At 64.9% G+C, this 17,899-nt stretch carries 19 protein-coding genes and 1 pseudogene; 7 read left to right on the top strand and 13 right to left on the bottom strand.

Annotated features, from left to right (window positions below; all coding sequences use genetic code 11):
• From JOY90_RS32805 to JOY90_RS32795, 3 genes are all read left to right on the top strand, one after another.
• The coding region (locus tag JOY90_RS32805; protein WP_291695241.1) for an aminotransferase class I/II-fold pyridoxal phosphate-dependent enzyme at positions 1-502 on the top strand (502 nt) is incomplete at its 5' end.
• A gap of 14 nt (positions 503-516) precedes the next feature.
• The gene (locus tag JOY90_RS32800) at positions 517-1,629 is read left to right on the top strand and encodes a polyamine ABC transporter substrate-binding protein (protein WP_291695240.1); all 1,113 of its coding nucleotides are present in this window, start codon (positions 517-519) and stop codon (positions 1,627-1,629) included.
• Between the two features lie 34 nt (positions 1,630-1,663).
• Positions 1,664-2,806, top strand: a complete 1,143-nt coding sequence (locus JOY90_RS32795) for a CaiB/BaiF CoA-transferase family protein (protein WP_291695239.1) — start codon at positions 1,664-1,666, stop codon at positions 2,804-2,806.
• Positions 2,807-2,838: 32 nt separating this feature from the next.
• Here the strand turns inward: JOY90_RS32795 and JOY90_RS32790 are convergent, their stop codons facing one another.
• The gene (locus JOY90_RS32790; protein ID WP_291695244.1) at positions 2,839-3,564 is read right to left on the bottom strand and encodes an aspartate/glutamate racemase family protein; all 726 of its coding nucleotides are present in this window, start codon (positions 3,562-3,564) and stop codon (positions 2,839-2,841) included.
• Positions 3,565-4,080: 516 nt separating this feature from the next.
• The gene (locus JOY90_RS32785; RefSeq protein WP_291695238.1) at positions 4,081-5,754 is read right to left on the bottom strand and encodes a PAS domain-containing methyl-accepting chemotaxis protein; all 1,674 of its coding nucleotides are present in this window, start codon (positions 5,752-5,754) and stop codon (positions 4,081-4,083) included.
• Between the two features lie 547 nt (positions 5,755-6,301).
• Here JOY90_RS32785 and JOY90_RS32780 point away from each other — a divergent pair.
• Complete coding sequence (locus JOY90_RS32780) at positions 6,302-6,550, top strand: ATP-binding protein (protein WP_367277025.1); 249 nt, start codon at positions 6,302-6,304, stop codon at positions 6,548-6,550.
• Between the two features lie 38 nt (positions 6,551-6,588).
• On the opposite strand, the gene JOY90_RS32775 is transcribed toward JOY90_RS32780, so the two are convergent.
• From JOY90_RS32775 to JOY90_RS32745, 7 genes are all read right to left on the bottom strand, one after another.
• Positions 6,589-7,527 (bottom strand): lipid A biosynthesis lauroyl acyltransferase, encoded by a 939-nt coding sequence (locus JOY90_RS32775; RefSeq protein WP_291695237.1) that lies wholly within the window; start codon positions 7,525-7,527, stop codon positions 6,589-6,591.
• Between the two features lie 21 nt (positions 7,528-7,548).
• Positions 7,549-8,826 (bottom strand): beta-ketoacyl-ACP synthase, encoded by a 1,278-nt coding sequence (locus JOY90_RS32770; RefSeq protein WP_291695236.1) that lies wholly within the window; start codon positions 8,824-8,826, stop codon positions 7,549-7,551.
• Positions 8,827-8,847: 21 nt separating this feature from the next.
• Positions 8,848-10,056, bottom strand: a complete 1,209-nt coding sequence (locus tag JOY90_RS32765) for a beta-ketoacyl-ACP synthase (RefSeq protein WP_291695235.1) — start codon at positions 10,054-10,056, stop codon at positions 8,848-8,850.
• Positions 10,053-10,523 carry a 3-hydroxyacyl-ACP dehydratase FabZ family protein gene (locus tag JOY90_RS32760; RefSeq protein ID WP_291695234.1) on the bottom strand — a complete coding sequence of 157 codons (471 nt, stop codon included), beginning with the start codon at positions 10,521-10,523 and terminating at the stop codon, positions 10,053-10,055. The genes JOY90_RS32765 and JOY90_RS32760 overlap by 4 nt, the downstream gene beginning before the upstream one ends.
• Positions 10,524-10,528: 5 nt before the next feature.
• Positions 10,529-10,822 carry an acyl carrier protein gene (locus tag JOY90_RS32755; protein ID WP_291695242.1) on the bottom strand — a complete coding sequence of 98 codons (294 nt, stop codon included), beginning with the start codon at positions 10,820-10,822 and terminating at the stop codon, positions 10,529-10,531.
• 194 nt (positions 10,823-11,016) lie between these two features.
• A complete protein-coding gene (locus JOY90_RS32750; RefSeq protein WP_291695233.1) occupies positions 11,017-11,385 on the bottom strand; it encodes a hypothetical protein in 369 nt (122 codons plus the stop codon).
• A 30-nt stretch (positions 11,386-11,415) separates the two neighbouring features.
• Complete coding sequence (locus JOY90_RS32745) at positions 11,416-11,844, bottom strand: hypothetical protein (RefSeq protein WP_291695232.1); 429 nt, start codon at positions 11,842-11,844, stop codon at positions 11,416-11,418.
• A gap of 393 nt (positions 11,845-12,237) precedes the next feature.
• Here JOY90_RS32745 and JOY90_RS32740 point away from each other — a divergent pair, with 393 nt between their 5' ends.
• Entirely contained in the window at positions 12,238-12,861 is a 624-nt protein-coding gene (locus JOY90_RS32740) for a ParB-like protein (RefSeq protein WP_291695231.1), read from the top strand.
• Here the strand turns inward: JOY90_RS32740 and JOY90_RS32735 are convergent, their stop codons facing one another.
• Complete coding sequence (locus JOY90_RS32735) at positions 12,862-13,644, bottom strand: hypothetical protein (RefSeq protein ID WP_291695230.1); 783 nt, start codon at positions 13,642-13,644, stop codon at positions 12,862-12,864.
• A gap of 10 nt (positions 13,645-13,654) precedes the next feature.
• Positions 13,655-14,503 carry a MipA/OmpV family protein gene (locus tag JOY90_RS32730; protein WP_291695229.1) on the bottom strand — a complete coding sequence of 283 codons (849 nt, stop codon included), beginning with the start codon at positions 14,501-14,503 and terminating at the stop codon, positions 13,655-13,657.
• A gap of 180 nt (positions 14,504-14,683) precedes the next feature.
• Between JOY90_RS32730 and JOY90_RS32725 the strand changes: the two genes are divergently transcribed.
• Together JOY90_RS32725 and JOY90_RS32720 are read left to right on the top strand one after the other, a co-directional pair.
• Complete coding sequence (locus JOY90_RS32725; protein WP_291695228.1) at positions 14,684-15,409, top strand: response regulator; 726 nt, start codon at positions 14,684-14,686, stop codon at positions 15,407-15,409.
• A complete protein-coding gene (locus JOY90_RS32720) occupies positions 15,406-16,845 on the top strand; it encodes an ATP-binding protein (RefSeq protein WP_291695227.1) in 1,440 nt (479 codons plus the stop codon). The genes JOY90_RS32725 and JOY90_RS32720 overlap by 4 nt, the downstream gene beginning before the upstream one ends.
• A gap of 14 nt (positions 16,846-16,859) precedes the next feature.
• Here JOY90_RS32720 and JOY90_RS32715 read toward each other — a convergent pair whose 3' ends face one another.
• Entirely contained in the window at positions 16,860-17,435 is a 576-nt protein-coding gene (locus JOY90_RS32715; RefSeq protein ID WP_291695226.1) for a peroxidase-related enzyme, read from the bottom strand.
• Between the two features lie 92 nt (positions 17,436-17,527).
• A pseudogene (locus JOY90_RS32710) lies at positions 17,528-17,899 on the bottom strand (ATPase); the annotation flags it as partial.

Below are 17,899 nucleotides of genomic sequence, written 5' to 3'. Positions count from 1 at the left end.
TCGCACTATCAAGGTCGGCTCGGCCGGAAAGATTTTCTCGCTCACGGGCTGGAAGATCGGCTTTGTCTGCGCTGCGCCGCCGCTGCTCCGCGTCGCTGCCAAGGTGCACCAGTTCCTGACCTTCACCACCGCGCCCAATCTGCAGGCGGCGGTGGCGTATGGGCTCGGCAAGTCCGACGATTATTTCTTCGGTATGCGCAAAGATCTCGCCAGAAGCCGCGATCGGCTGACGGCGGGCCTCGAAAACCTCGGCTTTCCGGTGCTGCGCGCGCAGGGCACCTATTTCCTGACGGTCGATCTATCGCCGCTCGGATTGAACGAGACCGACGAGGCCTTCTGCAGGCGCATCGTCACCGAGTATAAGGTGGCGGCGATCCCGGTGTCGGCGTTCTACGAGCAGGACGCGGTGACCTCGGTGGTCCGCTTCTGTTTCGCAAAGCAGGACGCAACGATCGATACCGCGCTGGAGCGATTGTCGGACGCGGTGCATCGACGACGATAAGAGGCAAGAACGAGATGCGCGATCTGGGCCGCTGCCGGCTTACCCTCATCGCCGCGGTCGCGGCCTCGCTGTGGCTCGGCATGCTGCCGGCGGGCGCCCAGCAGCGCGTCGTCAATTTCTACAACTGGTCGAACTACATGGCGCCGGACGTCCTGGAGACTTTCACCAAGGAGACCGGCATCAAGGTCGTCTACGACACCTTCGACGCCAACGAGACGCTGGAAACGCGGCTGCTCGCGGGCAAGTCCGGCTACGACGTCGTGGTTCCCACCGCCTATTTCCTGCAGCGCCAGATCAAGGCCAAAGTCTTCCAGCCCCTCGACAGGTCGAAATTGCCGAACCTCGCCAATGCGTGGGCCGTGGTGACGCAGCGTCTCGCCACCTACGACCCCGGCAACCGTTACGCTGCCAACTACATGTGGGGCACCACCGGCATCGGCTACAACGTCAAGATGGCGCAGCAGATCCTCGGGGCCGAAGCGAAGATCGACAGCTGGGACATCGTCTTCAAGCCGGAGAACCTCGCGAAATTCAGGGATTGCGGCGTCCACATGCTGGATTCCGCCGACGACATTTTCCCCGCCGCGCTCGGCTATCTCGGGCTTGATCCCAACTCGACCAAGCCCGCGGACCTGGAGAAGGCGGCCGAGCTCGTCAGCAAGGTTCGGCCCTATGTCCGCAAGTTTCATTCATCGGAATATCTGAGCGCGCTCGCGACCGGCGAGATCTGCCTGGTCGTCGGCTGGTCCGGCGACGTCATGCAGGCGCGCAGCCGCGCGGCCGACGCCAGGAACGGCATCGAAATCGGCTACACGATCCCGAAGGAGGGCGCGCAGATGTTCTTCGACAATCTCGCGATCCCGGCCGACGCCGAACATGTCGCGGAAGCCTACGAGCTGATCAATTATCTCTACCGGCCGGAGGTCGCTGCCAGGAATTCGGATTTCCTTTCCTACGCCAACGGCAACCTCGCGAGCCAGAAGCTGATCGACCCGAAGATCCTCAACGACAAGAACATCTATCCGGACGATGCGACGCTCGCAAAACTGTTCGTGATTACCGCGCGCGACCCCGCCACCCAGCGCATCATCAATCGGCTCTGGACCAAGGTGAAGACCGGCAGGTAGGCCCGCCCGTGCAACTCAAGGGAGTTCCAGCCTGATGCAGTTACTGCAGGGGGTCAAAGTCATCGAGTTCTGCCACGTTGCCGCCGGTCCGTTCTGCGGCATGCTGTTCGCCGACATGGGCGCCGACGTGATCAAGGTCGAGAGCCCCGATGGCGACGGCATGCGGCAATGGCCTCCCTTGCGCGACGGCTTCAGCGAGAACTTCGCCTCCGTCAACCGCAACAAGCGTTCGGCGGTGCTGGACCTCAAGAGCGAGGCCGGCAGGCGCGCCGCGCGCGCCCTGATCCTGTCCGCCGACATCGTCATCGAGAACAACCGGCCGGGCGTGATGGAGCGGCTCGGCCTCGGCTATGAATCGTTCAAGGCCGAGCGGCCGGACCTGATCTATTGCTCGATCTCCGCGTTCGGCCAGAGCGGCCCCCGCGTCAACGAAGGCGGCTTCGATCTCACCATCCAGGCGCTGTCCGGCATCATGAGCGTGACGGGAGAGCCCGACAGCGCGCCGGTCAAGTGCGGCGTGCCGGTGTCCGATTTCAGCTCGGGGCTGTATGCAGCCTTCTCCGTGATGGCACTGCTCCACGCGGTGCGCCAGGGCGCGCCGGGCCAGCATATCGACATCGCCATGCTCGGCGCCTCGCTCGGCATCGCCGCGTTGCAGACCAGCGAGTATTTCGGCAGCGGACGCAACCCGGCGCGGCTCGGCTCCGCCCATCCCCGCAACGCGCCGTACCAGGCGTTCCGCGCCGCCGACGGCTATTTCGTGATGGCGGCCGGCAACCAGAAGCTCTGGCGCTCGGTCTGCGAGGTGATCGATCGTCCCGAGCTGTTCGACGATCCGCGCTTTGCCTCGACCGCGCTGCGCGCCCGGAATCAGGTCGCGCTGTGCGCGCTGCTGGAGGCCGTCTTTGCCGACCGCTCGGTCAGTTCCCTGATCGAGGCCTTCACGGATGTCGGCGTGCCCTGTGGTCCGGTGGCTTCCTATGCGGATGCGCTCACCGATCCGCAGGTCGTGCACATGGGCTGGGTTCAGGATATCGATCTGCCGGGCGGCGAGCGTGTGAAGACATTCGGTTCGCCGATCATGATGTCGGGGAGAGGCCCGGACATCCGGCGCGGGCCGCCGGCGCTCGGCGAGCACACCGGCGAGGTGCTTCGTGAGGTCGGTCTTGTGAAATAGCACGGGCGGCGGCGACGATCGGCAGCCGTTGCTCAAGCTTCCGGTGCAAAGCCGGCGAGCGCCCCGCGATAGGCCTTCCGCAGCGGCGTGGCATAGGCGCCGCGTCTGGAGGTCTTGAGCTTCAGCGTCACCAGGGCCTCGGCCTGCTTGACGGCGGCGGCGACGCCGTCGACGACCGGCACGCCGAAAACGCTCGAGAGTTGCGACGCCAGATCCGCCATGCCGGCGCAGCCCAGCACGATCGTATCGGCGCCATCGGCGATGGCACGGCCGATCTCGCCTTCGATCTTGGCCCGTGCACCGGTCTCGGGATGATCGATGTCGAGCACAGCGACGTCGCAGGCGTAGATTCGCGCGCGCTCGGCAAAGCCGTATTTCCCCGCCAATTCCTCCAGCGGAACCACCGAGCGCGACAGCGTCGTGACGACGCCAATTCGCTTGCCGACCTGTCCCGCGGTCAGAAGTGCGGCCTCGCAGATCCCGACGACGGGGAAGGGGGCAAAACTGCGCGCCGCGTCGAGCCCGGTATCGTCGAAGCAGGCGATCACCGCGGCGTCGGCGTCGGGCGCCTCGCGCAGCGCCTGGATCACGCCGGGCACCGCGAAGGCCTCATCATAGAAGCCCTCGATCGACGCCGGCCCGAGTGGGGCGGTCACAGCCCGAATCTCCGTTCCGGACGCGGCGACGGCCTTGCCGGCGGCTTCGATCGTCGCCGTCATGGTCTCGGTCGTGTTCGGATTGATCAACAGGAGTTTCATGAGGGCGTATGATAGTCTGCGTCGCCCTCGGCGGATACCGGCTTCTCGAAATCGAGCGTGCAATTCCTGAATTGCGCTCCATCCGCAATTCGGCCAATTGCGTAAACATACGTAGTTTTCACAGATGGCCATGTTGTCGATACTGGGCATATGGGTCGCCACGTGATCATCAAATGTCCCCGAACGGGCCTCAATCTGCAGCATTGGCTGCCAGATGCGCCCGAGGATTCTGAAGATTCCTGCCGCCAGGTGGCCTGCCCTGCCTGCGCCCCAACTTCACTTCGTTAATCCGAAAACCGGCAAGTTGCTCGGCGAGCAATAGAACTCCTCATAGACCTCGCCGCGGGCGGGCGCTCGAATCATGAGACGGCGAAGTGGTCAGCTTCCCGAAAGTTTCGACGGTCCCGTCGGGTCGCTTACCGGCTGACAGTACAACCTGTCAAAGCCAAGCCTGTGCAATAGCTACCTCGGTTCGGGAACTCGACCAGCGCGGCGTACCTGCCTGTCGGCCCGTCTTCAGCCGGCCGCAATCCTGGCCGCCTCCGCCGCAGCGCGCTGCATGCTGGTCGACATCTCGTTCGTCACGGTGCTCTGCTCTTCCACCGCAGCCGCCGTCGATGTGACGTACTCGCTCACGCTACTGATGGCATGCCTGATCTCGCCGAGAGCGCTGACCACGTCTCCGGAGATGCCATTGAGGTTTCCGATCTCGTGACCGATCTTGTCGGTGGCCTGCTTGGCCTGGGTTGCCAGGTTCTTGACCTCGGAGGCGACCACGGCAAAACCCCTGCCGGCTTCTCCCGCCCGCGCCGATTCAATCGTTGCGTTCAGCGCAAGCAGGTTGATCTGCCCCGTGATGTTGTTGATCAGTTCGATGATTCCGCTCATCGCCTGGGCGGCATCGTTGAGACGTTGCGCCTGGGCGTCGGCGGCGGCCACCCGATCCACCGCGCTTGTCGCAGTTTCCCTCGACTTGGTCATGGCTTCGGAGATCTCGCGAACCGACGCATTCAGTTCCTCGGCGCCGGCGGCGACCGATTCCATCATGCCACGGACCCGCTCGTTGCCCATGCGGACGAGCACCTGCCTGGTGACGTCGGTCGCATATTTGATGACCTTGAACGGCCTGCCGTTCATGTCGAGAATGGGATTGTAGGACGCCTGAATGTAGACTTCCTTGCCGCCCTTACCGATACGCTTGTATTCGGCAGCCTGGTATTGTCCCCGGTTGAGACTGGCCCAGAAGTCGCGATAGGCCACGCTGTCGCGCTCCGACGGCTCGACGAACAGGCCGTGATGCTTGCCCTTGATCTCATTCAGGGAATAGCCCAGTGCGTTCAGGAAATTGTCGTTGGCGGTGATGATCGTGCCGTCCATGTTGAACTCGATCACGGCCTGCGACTTGCCAATCGCTTCGATCTGGCCGGCGAGATCGGCATTCTTCAGTTTCTGCGCCGTGATGTCCGTTGCAAATTTGACGACCTTGAAGGGTTTTCCCTTTTCGTCGAGGACCGGATTGTAGGAGGCCTGGATCCAGACCTCCTTGCCGCCTTTGCCAATCCGCTTGTATTCCGCGGCCCGATAGTCGCCGCGATTCAGCGCGGCCCAGAACTCCCGATAACCCGCACCGTCGCGCTCCGACGGCTCGACGAACATGCTATGATGCTGGCCCTGGATTTCGCTCAGCGAATAACCCAGTGTCTTCAGAAAGTTTTCGTTGGCGGTGACGACCTTTCCGTCCATGGTGAATTCGATGACTGCCTGCGAGCGGTTGGTGGCCGCGAACAGCGCAGCAAAATCCATGTTTTGCAAACGAGCTGAGGCGTCGGCCCATTCGACAACCACGCCGGCGCGACTCCCGTCGGGCTTGCTTACCGGCGACGCCAAGAGGTCGAACGTTCGTTTGCCGATCCGGATCGTTGCGCGATGTGCTGACGTGAGGCCTTGCAGCAGCCGTCTTTGATGACTTGGATCCTTGTGGAAGACGTCGATGCTGGTTCCGATCAGCGTGGCGACGCTGAACCGCGGAATCTCCTTTTTCAGATCGGCCTCGGCCTCGCGCAACAACGCTACAACAGCATCGTTCATGTAGACGATGTTGAAATTTTCATCCGCTATCATCACGTTCGCGCTGATGGTCTTCGTGGACAACAGCGTGAGCGTGTCGGAGCTGGGCTTACGGCCAAACATCGAATCTCCATGTCGAAGTGCGTATCGAGAGAGGCACGGCTGCGCTGTGCACCCCCAGCGGGCGGTTGATCAATGGCTGCCTGCGGGACCGGGTTCATTGCGCGTTGATTGACGCATATTTTGCGAGAAGCGCGAAAAAACATTTAAGGACGCAGTCCGGGAGTCTACGGACAATGCGGCCATGGTCGTTCGTATTCAGGGTTCGGGCGCAATGGCGTGGCGCGTGAGCCGGGCGTCCGCGCGGTCTTCGCGCGGGTGAACAAATGGCTCTTCTCATGCGTTGCCTTTGGCTGTCGCCCGGCGGTCGTGCTAGCTTCGTGTGACAATTGATTCTTGCACGCATTAATTGATCAAGCCGGCCATGGAACGCGTGTTTCCCGAGGGTGCGATTGCCGCGCCGGCGGAGCGGGTTCGGCGGCCGTCGTTACGCATGCGTCTCATGCTGTTGGTCGTCGCCAGCGTCCGCACCCGCGATGCCGCCGCGATTGCGCCTCTTTCTGATCGACGATGATCCCCTGCTGCAAGTCGCTGCGCGAGACCACGGCCAATAGCGGAGCAGCCGGGATCGCCGCTTTCCGGAATCCATTCGGTTCGGGATAACGGCGCCGGCTTCGACATGACGCAGGCCGGAAAGCTCTTTGGGGCGTTTCAGCGCTTCCACAGTTCGGAGCAATACGAGGGCACAGGGATTGGCCTGTCGATCGCGGCGCGCGTGGTCCGGCGTCATGGCGGACGCATCTGGGCCGAGGCGGAAGTCCGCCGCGGCGCGACGTTCCTGTTCAGCATTCCCGACTGATAAAAGTACCTCCTGACGTGCCGTGAGAACATGCGCCGCTACCGCCATCTCCGGTGCAGCCACAGCCACTGCTCGGGATGCTCTCGAACCCAGCCCTCGACCACCGAGGTGATGGCCTGCGTCGTGCCCTGTACGTCGATCTGGCCGCTGCCGTTGCGCACCGGCTGTACTTCCTCCGTCAACTCGGCGCGGAAGCGATGGCCGCCGGGCAGGCGGGTGATGCGCACGCCATGGATCGGGCAATCGATCTGGCGGACGAGGCGGGCCAGCATCGGATTGGCCCGGGTCTTGCGGCCGAAGAAGGAGACCTCGACGCCGTTGGTCAGATACTGGTCGACCAGCATGCCGACATGCTCGCCACGCTTGAGCGCCTCGGCAAGCCGGATCGGTGCGTCGCGACCGGCGGGGACCAGCGTGCCCATCTTCACCTGCCGGATCTGCTGGATGATGCGGTCGGCGGAAGCGATGTTCGGCCGGCGATAGAGCACCGAGGCCTCGATGCCGTGCGCGGCGGCGGCCAGCGCCGGCAGCTCCCAATTGGCGAGGTGGCTCGTGAAGACCAGCGCAGGCTTGTTGTCATCCTTCAACTGGAAGAACAGCTCGTAGCTTCGCGACGGCACCTCGATGCGGCCATAGCGCGCCGGAAAGTTCTGGTCGTAATCCCAGATGTGATCGAGATGGGCGAATTCGGCGCCGACCCGGCCAAGATTGTCCCAGACACCCATCAGGATCGTCTCGATCTCGTCTGGCGATTTTTCAGGAAAGGCGGCGGTGAGGTTGGCGCGGCCGATGCGGTGCTCGCGCAGCCGCGGACCGATCATTCGGGCGATGCGGGCGAACCGGTCGGCGGTGCCGTCGGCGTCGAAATAGCGGGTGCCGCGCAGCATGGCGACCGTCAGCGCGCCGATCGCGGCTTCGCCGAGACCCTTGCCCGCGCTGCGAATCCCCGCCTTCAGGCGAGCCGTAAACAGTGACATGACGAAAACGAAGGTCGAGGGTCAGGCCGGCTCGCGGGTCAGGATCAGCGACGCGTTCTGGCCGCCAAAGCCGAACGAGTTCGACATGACCGCGGTGACGCGCGCGTCACGCGCCTTGTTGCCGACCACGTCGAACAGGATCGTCGGATCCGGATTGTCATAGTTGATGGTCGGCGGGATCCGCTGATGCTCCAACGTCAGCAGCGAGAACACCGCCTCGACCGCGCCGGCCGCCGAGATGGTGTGCCCGACCATCGACTTGTTGGAGGTGACCGGAATCTTCTGGGCAAGCTCGCCGAACACCGCCAGGGTCGTCTGATATTCCATCTTGTCGTTTTCGGGCGTGGCGGTGCCATGTGCGTTGATGTGGTCGATCTGCGCGGGCTCCATGCTGGCGTCGGCCAGGGTCTTTTTCATGCAGCCGATGATCGGCTTGCCGTCGGGGCTCGAGCGCGTGCGGTGGAAGGAATCGGTGAGCTCGCCGCAGCCGGCGAGAACGCCGAGAATGTTGGCGCCGCGCGCGGTCGCAGCCTCGTAGCTTTCCAGCACCAGGGCGCCGGCGCCTTCCGCCATCACGAAGCCGTCGCGGTTCTTGGAGAATGGCTTTGACGCGCCCTGCGGCGGCTCGTTCTGTGTCGACAGCGCCGAGAGCAGGGAGAAGCGGACCAGCGCCTCCGGATTGACCGAGCCTTCGGCACCCACGCACAGCGCGACGTCGGTTTCGCCACGGCGGATCGCCTCGACGCCGAGCTGGATCGCGGTCGCGCCCGAGGCGCAGGCCGTCGAGAGCGAGATCGGCGAGCCCTTGGTGCCGAAACGTTCGGCGAGAAAATCCGCGACCGATCCGAACAGGAAGCGCCGATGATAGCGGGTGAAGTCGCCGCCGCCGCTGACGCTCAGGAGGTCTTTGTAGTCGATCTCCTGCTTGCCGGTGACGCGGCCCAATTCCATGCGCTGCGGCCATTCCATCTCGATCGGCGCGACGGCGAGGAATAGCGGGCCCGGGAAGTCCCCCTTGCGGCCGATACCGGACTGCTCGATCGCCTCTTCGGTCGCCAGTTCGGCCAGCCGTTCGCTGAGGCCGGAGGAAGTGAACGGCTCGACCGGAATGAAATCCACCGTTCCCGCCATCGTCGTCTTCAATCCGTCGATGGGAAAGCGGCTGATGGTGTGGATGCCGGAACAGCCCGCCGTCAGCTTCGACCAGTTGTCGGCCTTGCCCGCGCCGAGCGAGGTCACGACACCCATGCCGGTGACGACGACGATCGGCCTGCCGGATTTATCGCGTGGTGCCGTCATGGTCCCCCCCTTGCAACGTCGTTAGCTGACCGCCTCGACCAGCGCCATGCCTTCGCCGCGCCAGTGACCGGCGCAGACCACCACAATCTGGGTCGGCGGCTTCGTCATTTCAATCTCGAACCCACTCGAATCGTTCGGTGGATAGAGCGCGCCGCGCGAGACCGACAAGGCGGCGAGCGCGATCCCGAGCGGAAACTGGGCCTCCATGGTGTGGCCGAAGCTCGTGCCGGTCGCCCGCACCGCGTAACCTGGATGCTGGCCGAGGAAGCTGCGCTCCTCGGAGGTGACGGGCTCGGCACCGGTGGCGCAGGTGAGAATGGCGCCGTCAGGCTCGAGCGGGCCGAGCTCGGACCACAGCTTGCCCAGCGTCGCCGTCACGTCGCCCGGCTGCCGGCGCAGGCTGTGATCGCTGACCACGGTCTTCAGCCGCGCAAACGGCTTGGCGCCTCGCGCCGTCGCATGCGCCTTGGATTCGACGACCAGGAAGGCGCCGGCCGAACCGAGCGCGAAACCGCTATGGCCCTGCCGCGCCCAGACCGGCGCGAATTCGTCCTTGAGGCAGAAGTCGCCGAACTCGTAGAGCATCAGGATGTCCCGCCGCTCGCTGTTCTGCGAGCCACCGATCAGCGCGATCTCGCTCTGGCCGGCGCTGATGCGTGAGATCACGTTGCGCGCGGCATCGACGCCGGCGGCTTCCTCGCCCATGAAAGTGCGCGATGTCCCGCACACGCCGTGCACGATGGCGATGTTGCCGGCGAGCAGGTTGGACAATTGCGCCAGGAACAGGGTCGGACGCAGGTCGCCCATCAACCGCTCGTTGAGCAGGCCGGGGGCGGCATTGCCCTTTGCCTGCGCGGTGAGGATCGCGGAATCGACCGCAAGGTCGCGCTCGCCGCCGGCGGCGGCGACGACCATGTCCATCCGCGAGAGGATCTCCTTGTTGCCTTTGACGCCCGCCGAATCGAGCGCAAGCCCCGCGGCATAGGTACCGATCCGCTGCCAGGCTTCCATCTGGCGCTGATCGCCCTTCTTCGGAATCTGCTTGTCCAGATTGACCGGCGCGAAGGGGTGGACGGCATAGGGTGCGACCACCTTGGTGTCGACGTTGACGCGCCGCTCGTTGAGCGCCTCCCAGTTGGCGTCGAGCCCCTCGCCGAGCGACGTGGCAAGGCCGATGCCGGTGATCCAGACTTCCGCCGGACCCGGTCGCACTTCTGTCGTTTCGGTCATGGCAACAACGCTTGCTGCGGAAAGCCGATTCGCTTGGCCACGGCATCCATGTGCCCGCGGAGGTCAGGATTGGGGAAGGGAATGTGACTCAGCATCAGCGTGGCATTGCAGCGGGTCTTGCCACCAACCGTGATCTTCGCCTCGGTTATGGCGTAGCCCGAGCCTTCGTGGTGGATGCTGGCATGGACGGTCAGGAGCTCGCCGGGCGGGACGAAGCCGCGCATCTTGGCCTCCTTGACCGCGGCCAGAAACGGCATGCGCTCGAACTTCATCAGGCCGACCAACAGCCAGCCGGAGCATTGCGCCATGGTCTCGATCAGGAGCACGCCTGGCATGATCGGATAGCCGGGAAAATGCCCCTCGAACACGGTGTTGTGCTGGGGAACCTGGGCTTCGACCGTAATCGTCTTCTCGTCCATGTTGAGGTCGAGAATCCGATCGATCATCTGGAAATATTCGAACTGCATGACCCTTAAGGCTGTGCGCCCGCACCCTTGGCTGCGACCAGCTCGTCGATACGTGCGCAAAGGTTCTTGAGCACGAAATACTGCTCGGTGGTTGCCTTGCCGTCGTTGACCTCCTGCGTCCATTTTTCCAGCGGCAGCTTGATCCCGAAAGCCTTGTCGATGGCGAACGCGATGTCGAGGAAATCGAGGCTGTCGATGCCCAGATCGTCGATCGCGTGGCTATCCGGCGTAATCGTGTCGCGCGGTATGTCGCAGGTCTCAGCGATGATCGTGGCGACCTGATCGAATGTGGTAGACATCACTAAGCCTTTGATATATTGGAGGTAATTTCCAGGATGGCGCGGGCAGCGGGCGTCGCGCCCCGAAACGCCCCGTTCCCCCATCCGGCAGTCGCATGCCCGTATAACGGAGCGCCGCGGTTAGTTCAATGGAGGCGGGAAGAGGTGGCGAACGGGGAATGGCGCAGAAATCGCGCCGCCACGCAAGGCCGATTCTAGAGCGGCGAGTCGGGGGTTGCGATGCGCGCACAATCGCGCTGGCCCAGCAGGATACAATCCTGGGTTCGGCGCATGTCGGCGATGCTCATGGCGAGCCAGATTCCGATCGCGGTCAGTGCCACGGTGAATGCGAAGGCCGCAATGTTGGCCAGCATGCGGTGACGGAAGTCGTCCGGCTCCTCCACCGGCCGCTCGTAGCGCGACAGGTCGAGCGGCTCGCACAGCGTGTCTTTGTGAAGAGCGTCCTTGTGAACGGGTTGCATCAATGCGTCGGCGCGCCATGCGGACGATCGCGCCGGGTCGCGTGGCCGGAACTGGATGACGCGGTGCTCCTCTTCCGCCGGAACGGGCCGCTGGGTTTTCACGGGCTTTGCGCTTTCGAATTCATGCGTGAATCAATTTAGCACGGCCGCCAAGCGCCTCACAGAAAATGTTATGACCATCCGCCATGCGACGATCACGGGACCTTGGTTCTCTTCGAAAGTGTCATGGAACCTGCCGTAGTCGATCCGCACACGTCCGGCCTCCGAGGTGCTCAGCACGTCGACATAACGATGGCCGAAACGGATGTCCGGATGTGCGTAATATCTGCGAGCGTGAACAGTTTGCGCCGCAACAACATCATATCCAGACACCACCGCCACGAACGAGACGTCGTTGGCCTCGAGGTCCGCGGCGGCGAGTCGGTGAAGCGGGCTCTGCTCGTCGAGCACATGGAAGAGCGTCCAGCTCAGGGCGAGTGCGGGACTCTCGTTCCGCGGCAGCGGCAATTCGCGGAAAGTGCGGGTGCTGCGGCCCTCGGCGGTCACGACGTTCCTGAACATCCACAGCCGCGCTGAAATACAGATAATCGATGTAGGCGCCGCCGGGCACGTTGGCGACCGGATGGTTGCCGATCCAGTAGAGCAGGGCGAACGCCGCGTTGAAGATGAGGAAAACCAGTGCGGCGCCGGCGACGAAGGCCGGCCAGGAGGCCGTCATGCAGCGATGGCTGATATCGGTCCAGAAGCTCGGATGCGGTCCCTCGGCGACGATCTCGCGGTTGCCGAACCGCAGCACGCGCGCCTTTAGCGTCCGTTCGCTCGAGCGGTTCAGCATCGGCTTTTCGTCCCGCGCGCATGGATTTGTGGCAAACACGTTGCTCGGCAAAGTCATCGTGGCATAATCGCGTATTTTCAAGGATTTATTTTGCAAGCCTGACCGGGGAGCCTCCAACCATGGCGAATACACGCGATCCGATCCTGCACCCTGTCCCGATCACGTCGTTGCGCCCGACGCAGATGACCGTCGGCATGCGCGAGGTCAAGGAAAAGCGCGAGCGCTGGCGTGAGCACAAGAAGAAGAAGCAGAGCGAATTGCTCGGCAGCCACATGATCCCGGTGGTGCTGGGACCGGACGGGCGCAACTATGTCGTGGACCATCATCATCTGGCGCGTGCGCTGCACGACGAGGGCGTCAAGAACGTCCTGGTCACCGTGATCGGCGACCTCACCATGGTCGGTCGCGACGCGTTCTGGGGCGTCATGGACAATAAGCGCTGGGTCTATCCCTACGATGCCAAGGGCGAGCGGCGGCATTTCAAGGACCTGCCGAAATCGGTCGCCGAGCTGAAGGACGATCCGTTCCGCAGCATCGCCGGCGAATTGCGCCGGGCCGGTGGCTTCGCCAAGGACACCACGCCGTTCAGCGAGTTTCTATGGGCCGACTTCCTCAGGCGTCATATCGCCCGCAAGGTGGCGGAGGACCATTTCGGCAAGGCGATGGAAAAGGCGCTCGAACTCGCCAAGAGCAAGGATGCTATCTATCTGCCGGGCTGGTGCGGCCCGGCGTCGGATGATTGATCACGACCCGGACCGGTCGACCAGCTGCACATCCTGCATGGTCGTTGCGAGACTACGGTCGATCAGCTCGATCACGGCGGCCTTGACCGCCTCGCTGGCGGCCGGATTCTGGGCCGCCGATGCTAGCTCGGCATCGATCTCCCGGCTCGGGCCCGCCATCCGGAACACGCCCGCATTCTGCAGCGGCGACGCCGCACGTTTGCTGATCACCTTGAAGCTATGCCCATCGATCACATGGATGGTGTAGAGCGCATGCAGCACCGCGGTCGAGCCGAACACTGCGACATTCTCGATGACGCCGATCCCGGCGGCCTTGCGGCCGCGGCTGCCGTAAGCGGACTCGGCCTTGGTGATCACCACATAGGCATCGAGCCCCTGCGGTAAGACCTGGTTGCGCACGAGCTCCTTGAGGGCGGCGTCGCGGCCGCTCCTCAGGTTCAAAGGGGTGAAGGCGGAGGCCTGCTCGCGCGCCGCGAAGGGCGCCCGCGGGTAGGTGACAGGCTTGACCTGGAAGCGCTGGCCGAGCCTGCTGCCGGCGCGCGCCCCGATCAGGTCGTCGAGGCCCCATGCTTCGATCGAGGCGTGGCGCTCGGTCTCGGCTGGGCCGGTGAGGCCCGCTCGGGTCAATGTGAAGTCGTCGCCGATCGCCGAGATGATGCCGATGGTCTTGGCCGCCTGCAATTCGGCGGGCGGCGTGTTCATGCTGGCGCAGCCGCCGGTCATCAGGGCCAAGGCTAAGGCCAGGGCTGCGGCGGCAAATGCAAAGGCGCTGCGCAAAGCCATTATCCGGCGCCTATGGGATGCGAATGTCGAAAGCATAGGACGCACCAACCCCGAACGAGACCTGGTTGGGCGAACCGCGCTGGGTCACCAGCGGGCTGGCCGCCGCATCGCCGAGCAGGCGGTCATATTCCACATAGGCGTGGGTCTCCCATTGCGGCGTGATCTGGTAGCGCAGTTGCGAGCCGGCGCCGACCGAATGCGCGCCGCCCTTGGCGTCGAACATCGGCAGGCCCGACGCCAGTGACTGCGCCGCGGTGATGCCGTAATAGGGCGCGGTCGCCCCGGTGCTCTGCGCGCTGAAGCGGGGGCCGGCCGACCAGGTGAGGCGCTGCCAGACCGGGACGATCACATCGGCCGAAAAGTCGGCGACGACGCCGTCATGGCCGCCGAAGCCGCGCCGGATCTCGCTGCGCAGGCGAAACCAGTCGACCGGGAAATATTGCACGAAGCCGCCGATCTCCACCGCGAGGCCAACGTCGCCGAGCCCGTTGAGCTCGAAATGGCCGCTGACGGTGCGGGCGCCTCGCAGCTTGACGGCGGGCCCGGCGCTGAACCCGTCATAGTCGAACAGCGCGATGCTCGGTGAATCGCGCTGGCTGCGGAAGCGTTGCGACGAACCGCCGGCGCGATCGATGGAGAAGATCGGCGTCGCCGTGAACGCTGTCGTCCTCGCTCCCTCGAACGCCGGCTGTCCGATGGCGTTGGCGCCGACGGTGACGGTCCATAGTCCCGAGATCGAGGGCAGCGGAACCGGCGAAAGCAGGCTCGGAGGACTGGAAGATTGCGCAAGAGCTTCGGTGACAGGTGCTCCCATGGTGACGGCCAGCAGAAGGACCCCAGATACGCGACGAATAGCCATTCCTCACTCCGCCCCGGTACCGCCGGGCTGCCTGTGGGGCGGAAAATCGGTGGTTCGCTTGTCCCGTTGATGTCCCGCAAATGGCCGATTTGTTGCCTTTTGTTGCATCCGATGGCGCGTGCAATACGCGGTTACAAAAATCTGCTTCCCGATCTCGCGAACCAGACGAGATAGTCGCGCATGGCCCAGCATCTTCTCATCGTCGATGACGACAAGGAAATCCGCACGCTGCTGTCGCAGTTCATGACGCAGCACGGCTATCGCGTGTCGGTCGCCGACGACGGCCGCGCGATGATGCAGGCGCTCGAAGGCGCGCGCATCGACCTGATCGTGCTCGACGTCATGCTGCCGGGCGAGGACGGCCTCAGCCTGTGCCGGCGCGTTCGCGCCTCGGCCGCGATCCCGATCGTCATGCTCACCGCAGTCGGCAGCGAGACCGACCGCATCGTCGGCCTCGAGATGGGCGCCGACGACTATCTGCCCAAGCCGTTCAACCCGCGGGAGCTGCTGGCGCGGGTTCGCGCCGTGCTGCGGCGGGCCAGCGCGCCTGCGGGCGGCCAGTTGAACGGCGCCGGCCGGGCGCTGGAGTTTTGCGGCTGGCGGCTCGACGTCAGCGGGCGGCGGCTGTTCTCGCCGGCCGGCGCGCTGGTGCCGCTGCGCGCCGCCGAATTCGACCTCCTGCTCGCGCTCGCCGAGCGGCCGCAGCGCGTGCTCAACCGCGAGCAACTGCTCGACCTCTCGCGCGGTCGCGCGGCCGCCAGCTTCGACCGCAGCGTCGATGTCCAGATCAGCCGGCTGCGGCGCAAGCTCAACATCGAGCCGGACGGCCCAGAGCTGATCAAGACCGTGCGCGGCGGGGGATATGTGTTCGCGGCGAGCGTCGCGGCGGTGGGGGCAAGACCATGAAGGACTGGCGTCTCAACAGCATCGCCGCCCGGATCGCGCTGACGATCGTGCTCGCGATTACATCGGGAATCGCGCTGACTTTCGCGCTGGGAGCCAGCAGCCATTACTGGCTTGACGAGAGGGAAGCGCGGGACGGTACGGCGGACTGGAAGGTCTTCGTCGACCGTTTTGGCGTCCTGACCGTGAACCGCCATCGCAGCATTCCGCTGCTTGCCGCGCGCATCGCGACGGTTGCGGGCATCGTCGGGCGGATCTCCCCGAGCGATCGTCCTGCCGTCATTGCCGCAGTCGCGGACAAGGACCTGGAGGTGCGGATCAGCGATCAGCCCGTGCTGGACGCGATCGAGCGGCCGGCAATCCTCCTCCGGCTGCGCGAGCTGATCGAGTTTCAATTGCAGGAGCCGCCGGGCACCGTGCGGGTTGCCATCGGTCACACGAGCACAGTTCGATCGGTGGCCCGCACCTCCGGTGAATTGCTGGCTGAAGTTGCGCTGCCGGATGGCAAGTGGCTCGCGGTCAAGGCGCCGGACTTCGTCCTGGAGAAGGGGCTGGTCGCTCCGCTTCCGTTCATGCTGCTGGTTCTGCTCGCTGTCCTCATTGCAGGATTGTCGGCCTGGACCGCGCGCCGGCTGGCGCGGCCGATCACGGCATTCGGGCTGGCTGCCGAGCGCTTCGGGGCCGGCACCGAACCGGTCGCGCTCATCGAGACCGGTCCGCGGGAGCTGCGCGCCGCGACGCGCGCCTTCAACCAGATGCAGGAGCGGCTGCGCCGCTTCATCAACGACCGCACCCAGATGGTCGCGGCGATGTCGCATGACCTGAAGACGCCGCTGACGCGCTTGCGGCTGCGCGCGGAGCTGATCCGCAACGACGCCCACCGGCGCAAGATGCTGGCCGATCTCGACGAGATGACGGCCATGATCGAATCGACGCTGACCTTCGTGCGTGACGATGCGAAGCGGGAAGCGCCGCTTCTGGTCGATCTCGCGGCGCTGGTCGAATCGGTCTGCGAGAACGCGCTGGATGCCGGCGGCGCCGTCGAGGTATCGGCAATGCAGGGCATCAACGTCACCTGCCGCCCGACCGCGATCTCGCGGGCGGTGGCCAACCTGATCGACAATGCCGTCAAATATGGCGGCCGGGCGCGGGTCGGCCTCGAGCGTGTCGGCCGCCGCGCCGTGATCACCATCGACGATGACGGGCCGGGCATCCCGGAAGCCGAGCGCGAGAAGGTGTTCGCGCCGTTCTACCGCATCGAGACCTCGCGCAATCGCGACACCGGTGGCGTCGGACTCGGGCTCGCGGTGGCGCGCACCAATGTGCGCGAGCATGGCGGCGACGTCACCCTCGCCACCGCCGACGGCGGCGGATTGCGGGTCCGGCTCGAACTGCCCGTCGAGGCGGCCGACGGAAGCTCGAAACCGCTCGCCGCCTGAACGGCCACAGGCGGTCATTTCGGCAGCCGGCCCAGAAGATGGAATTCCGCGTTCGGCCGCATCCGCGTCAGATGCGCCATCCGGTTCGACAGCGCGAACAGCGCCGCGATCGCGCCGATGTCCCAGATGTCGGCCTCGGAAAAGCCGTGGCCTGCGAGCGCGTCGAAATCCGCGTCCGCAACCAGATACGGCTCGGTGCAGATCCTCATCGCGAAGTCCAGCATCGCGCGCTGGCGCGGGGTGATGTCGGCATTGCGGTAGTTGATCGCGATCTGGTCGGATATCAGCGGGTTCTTGGCGCGGATGCGCAGGATCGCGCCATGCGCGACCACGCAGTATTCGCATTGGTTGGCGCTCGACGTCGCCACCACGATCATCTCGCGCTCGGCCTTGGAGAGCCCGCCGTCCTTCTCCATCAGCGCGTCGTGATAGGCGAAGAACGCGCGAAACTCGTCCGGCCGCCAGGCCAGCGCCAGGAACACGTTCGGCACGAAGCCCGACTTTTCCTGCACCGCGAGCAGGCGGGTACGGATGTCGTCCGGCAGCGCGTCGATGGCGGGCACGGGAAAGCGGCTGAGGGATTGGGTCATGACGAGGTTCCGGCTCGCGCCTTGGGCGGCTCGAGCCAAACATAGTCGACCGCGCGGTTCGCGCAAGGCACTGGTGCGCCGACGTGCCGCTATCAGCGCAGCGGCTTCTTGAGCACCGAGAAGCGGTCGGGGTCGAGGCCCTGCGACGGCTGCAGCATCGGAGCCTCCAGCACCGACAGCGCGCGCGGGGCGGTGACCGGCCGGTCGTTGATGCCGGGGTCGCTCACGACGTCGCGCTGCGAGGTCGCGCCGCGCCAGCGCTCCACGACGGCGCTGACGAAATGCATGTCGTGGCCGGCGGTCACCGACGGCACCGAGGCGATGGTCGCCTCGCTGCGCGGCAATTGATGCGGCGGCACTTCCTTGAAGCGCAACCGGGTCGGCAGCGCCACGCCCTCGCCGAACGCCAGCACCTCGCGGGTGCCGAGCGAGGGCACGAAGGACAACAGGTTCGCCGCCGCGTC

It is taken from the genome of Bradyrhizobium sp., from assembly GCF_019242285.1.
Classification (GTDB): Bacteria; Pseudomonadota; Alphaproteobacteria; order Rhizobiales; family Xanthobacteraceae; genus Bradyrhizobium.
This window is presented reverse-complemented; position numbering and strand designations above follow the sequence as displayed.

What these genes read in the sequence shown, in the direction of transcription:
- JOY90_RS32730 (WP_291695229.1), bottom strand. Translation starts at nt 14,503, where the DNA reads ATGGCTATTCGTCGCGTATCTGGGGTCCTTCTGCTGGCCGTCACCATG.
- JOY90_RS32800 (WP_291695240.1), top strand. Translation starts at nt 517, where the DNA reads ATGCGCGATCTGGGCCGCTGCCGGCTTACCCTCATCGCCGCGGTCGCG.
- JOY90_RS32790 (WP_291695244.1), bottom strand. Translation starts at nt 3,564, where the DNA reads ATGAAACTCCTGTTGATCAATCCGAACACGACCGAGACCATGACGGCG.
- JOY90_RS32765 (WP_291695235.1), bottom strand. Translation starts at nt 10,056, where the DNA reads ATGACCGAAACGACAGAAGTGCGACCGGGTCCGGCGGAAGTCTGGATC.
- JOY90_RS32720 (WP_291695227.1), top strand. Translation starts at nt 15,406, where the DNA reads ATGAAGGACTGGCGTCTCAACAGCATCGCCGCCCGGATCGCGCTGACG.
- JOY90_RS32795 (WP_291695239.1), top strand. Translation starts at nt 1,664, where the DNA reads ATGCAGTTACTGCAGGGGGTCAAAGTCATCGAGTTCTGCCACGTTGCC.
- JOY90_RS32715 (WP_291695226.1), bottom strand. Translation starts at nt 17,435, where the DNA reads ATGACCCAATCCCTCAGCCGCTTTCCCGTGCCCGCCATCGACGCGCTG.
- JOY90_RS32735 (WP_291695230.1), bottom strand. Translation starts at nt 13,644, where the DNA reads ATGGCTTTGCGCAGCGCCTTTGCATTTGCCGCCGCAGCCCTGGCCTTA.
- JOY90_RS32740 (WP_291695231.1), top strand. Translation starts at nt 12,238, where the DNA reads ATGGCGAATACACGCGATCCGATCCTGCACCCTGTCCCGATCACGTCG.
- JOY90_RS32785 (WP_291695238.1), bottom strand. Translation starts at nt 5,754, where the DNA reads ATGTTTGGCCGTAAGCCCAGCTCCGACACGCTCACGCTGTTGTCCACG.
- JOY90_RS32745 (WP_291695232.1), bottom strand. Translation starts at nt 11,844, where the DNA reads ATGTTCAGGAACGTCGTGACCGCCGAGGGCCGCAGCACCCGCACTTTC.
- JOY90_RS32755 (WP_291695242.1), bottom strand. Translation starts at nt 10,822, where the DNA reads ATGTCTACCACATTCGATCAGGTCGCCACGATCATCGCTGAGACCTGC.
- JOY90_RS32725 (WP_291695228.1), top strand. Translation starts at nt 14,684, where the DNA reads ATGGCCCAGCATCTTCTCATCGTCGATGACGACAAGGAAATCCGCACG.
- JOY90_RS32770 (WP_291695236.1), bottom strand. Translation starts at nt 8,826, where the DNA reads ATGACGGCACCACGCGATAAATCCGGCAGGCCGATCGTCGTCGTCACC.
- JOY90_RS32760 (WP_291695234.1), bottom strand. Translation starts at nt 10,523, where the DNA reads ATGCAGTTCGAATATTTCCAGATGATCGATCGGATTCTCGACCTCAAC.
- JOY90_RS32775 (WP_291695237.1), bottom strand. Translation starts at nt 7,527, where the DNA reads ATGTCACTGTTTACGGCTCGCCTGAAGGCGGGGATTCGCAGCGCGGGC.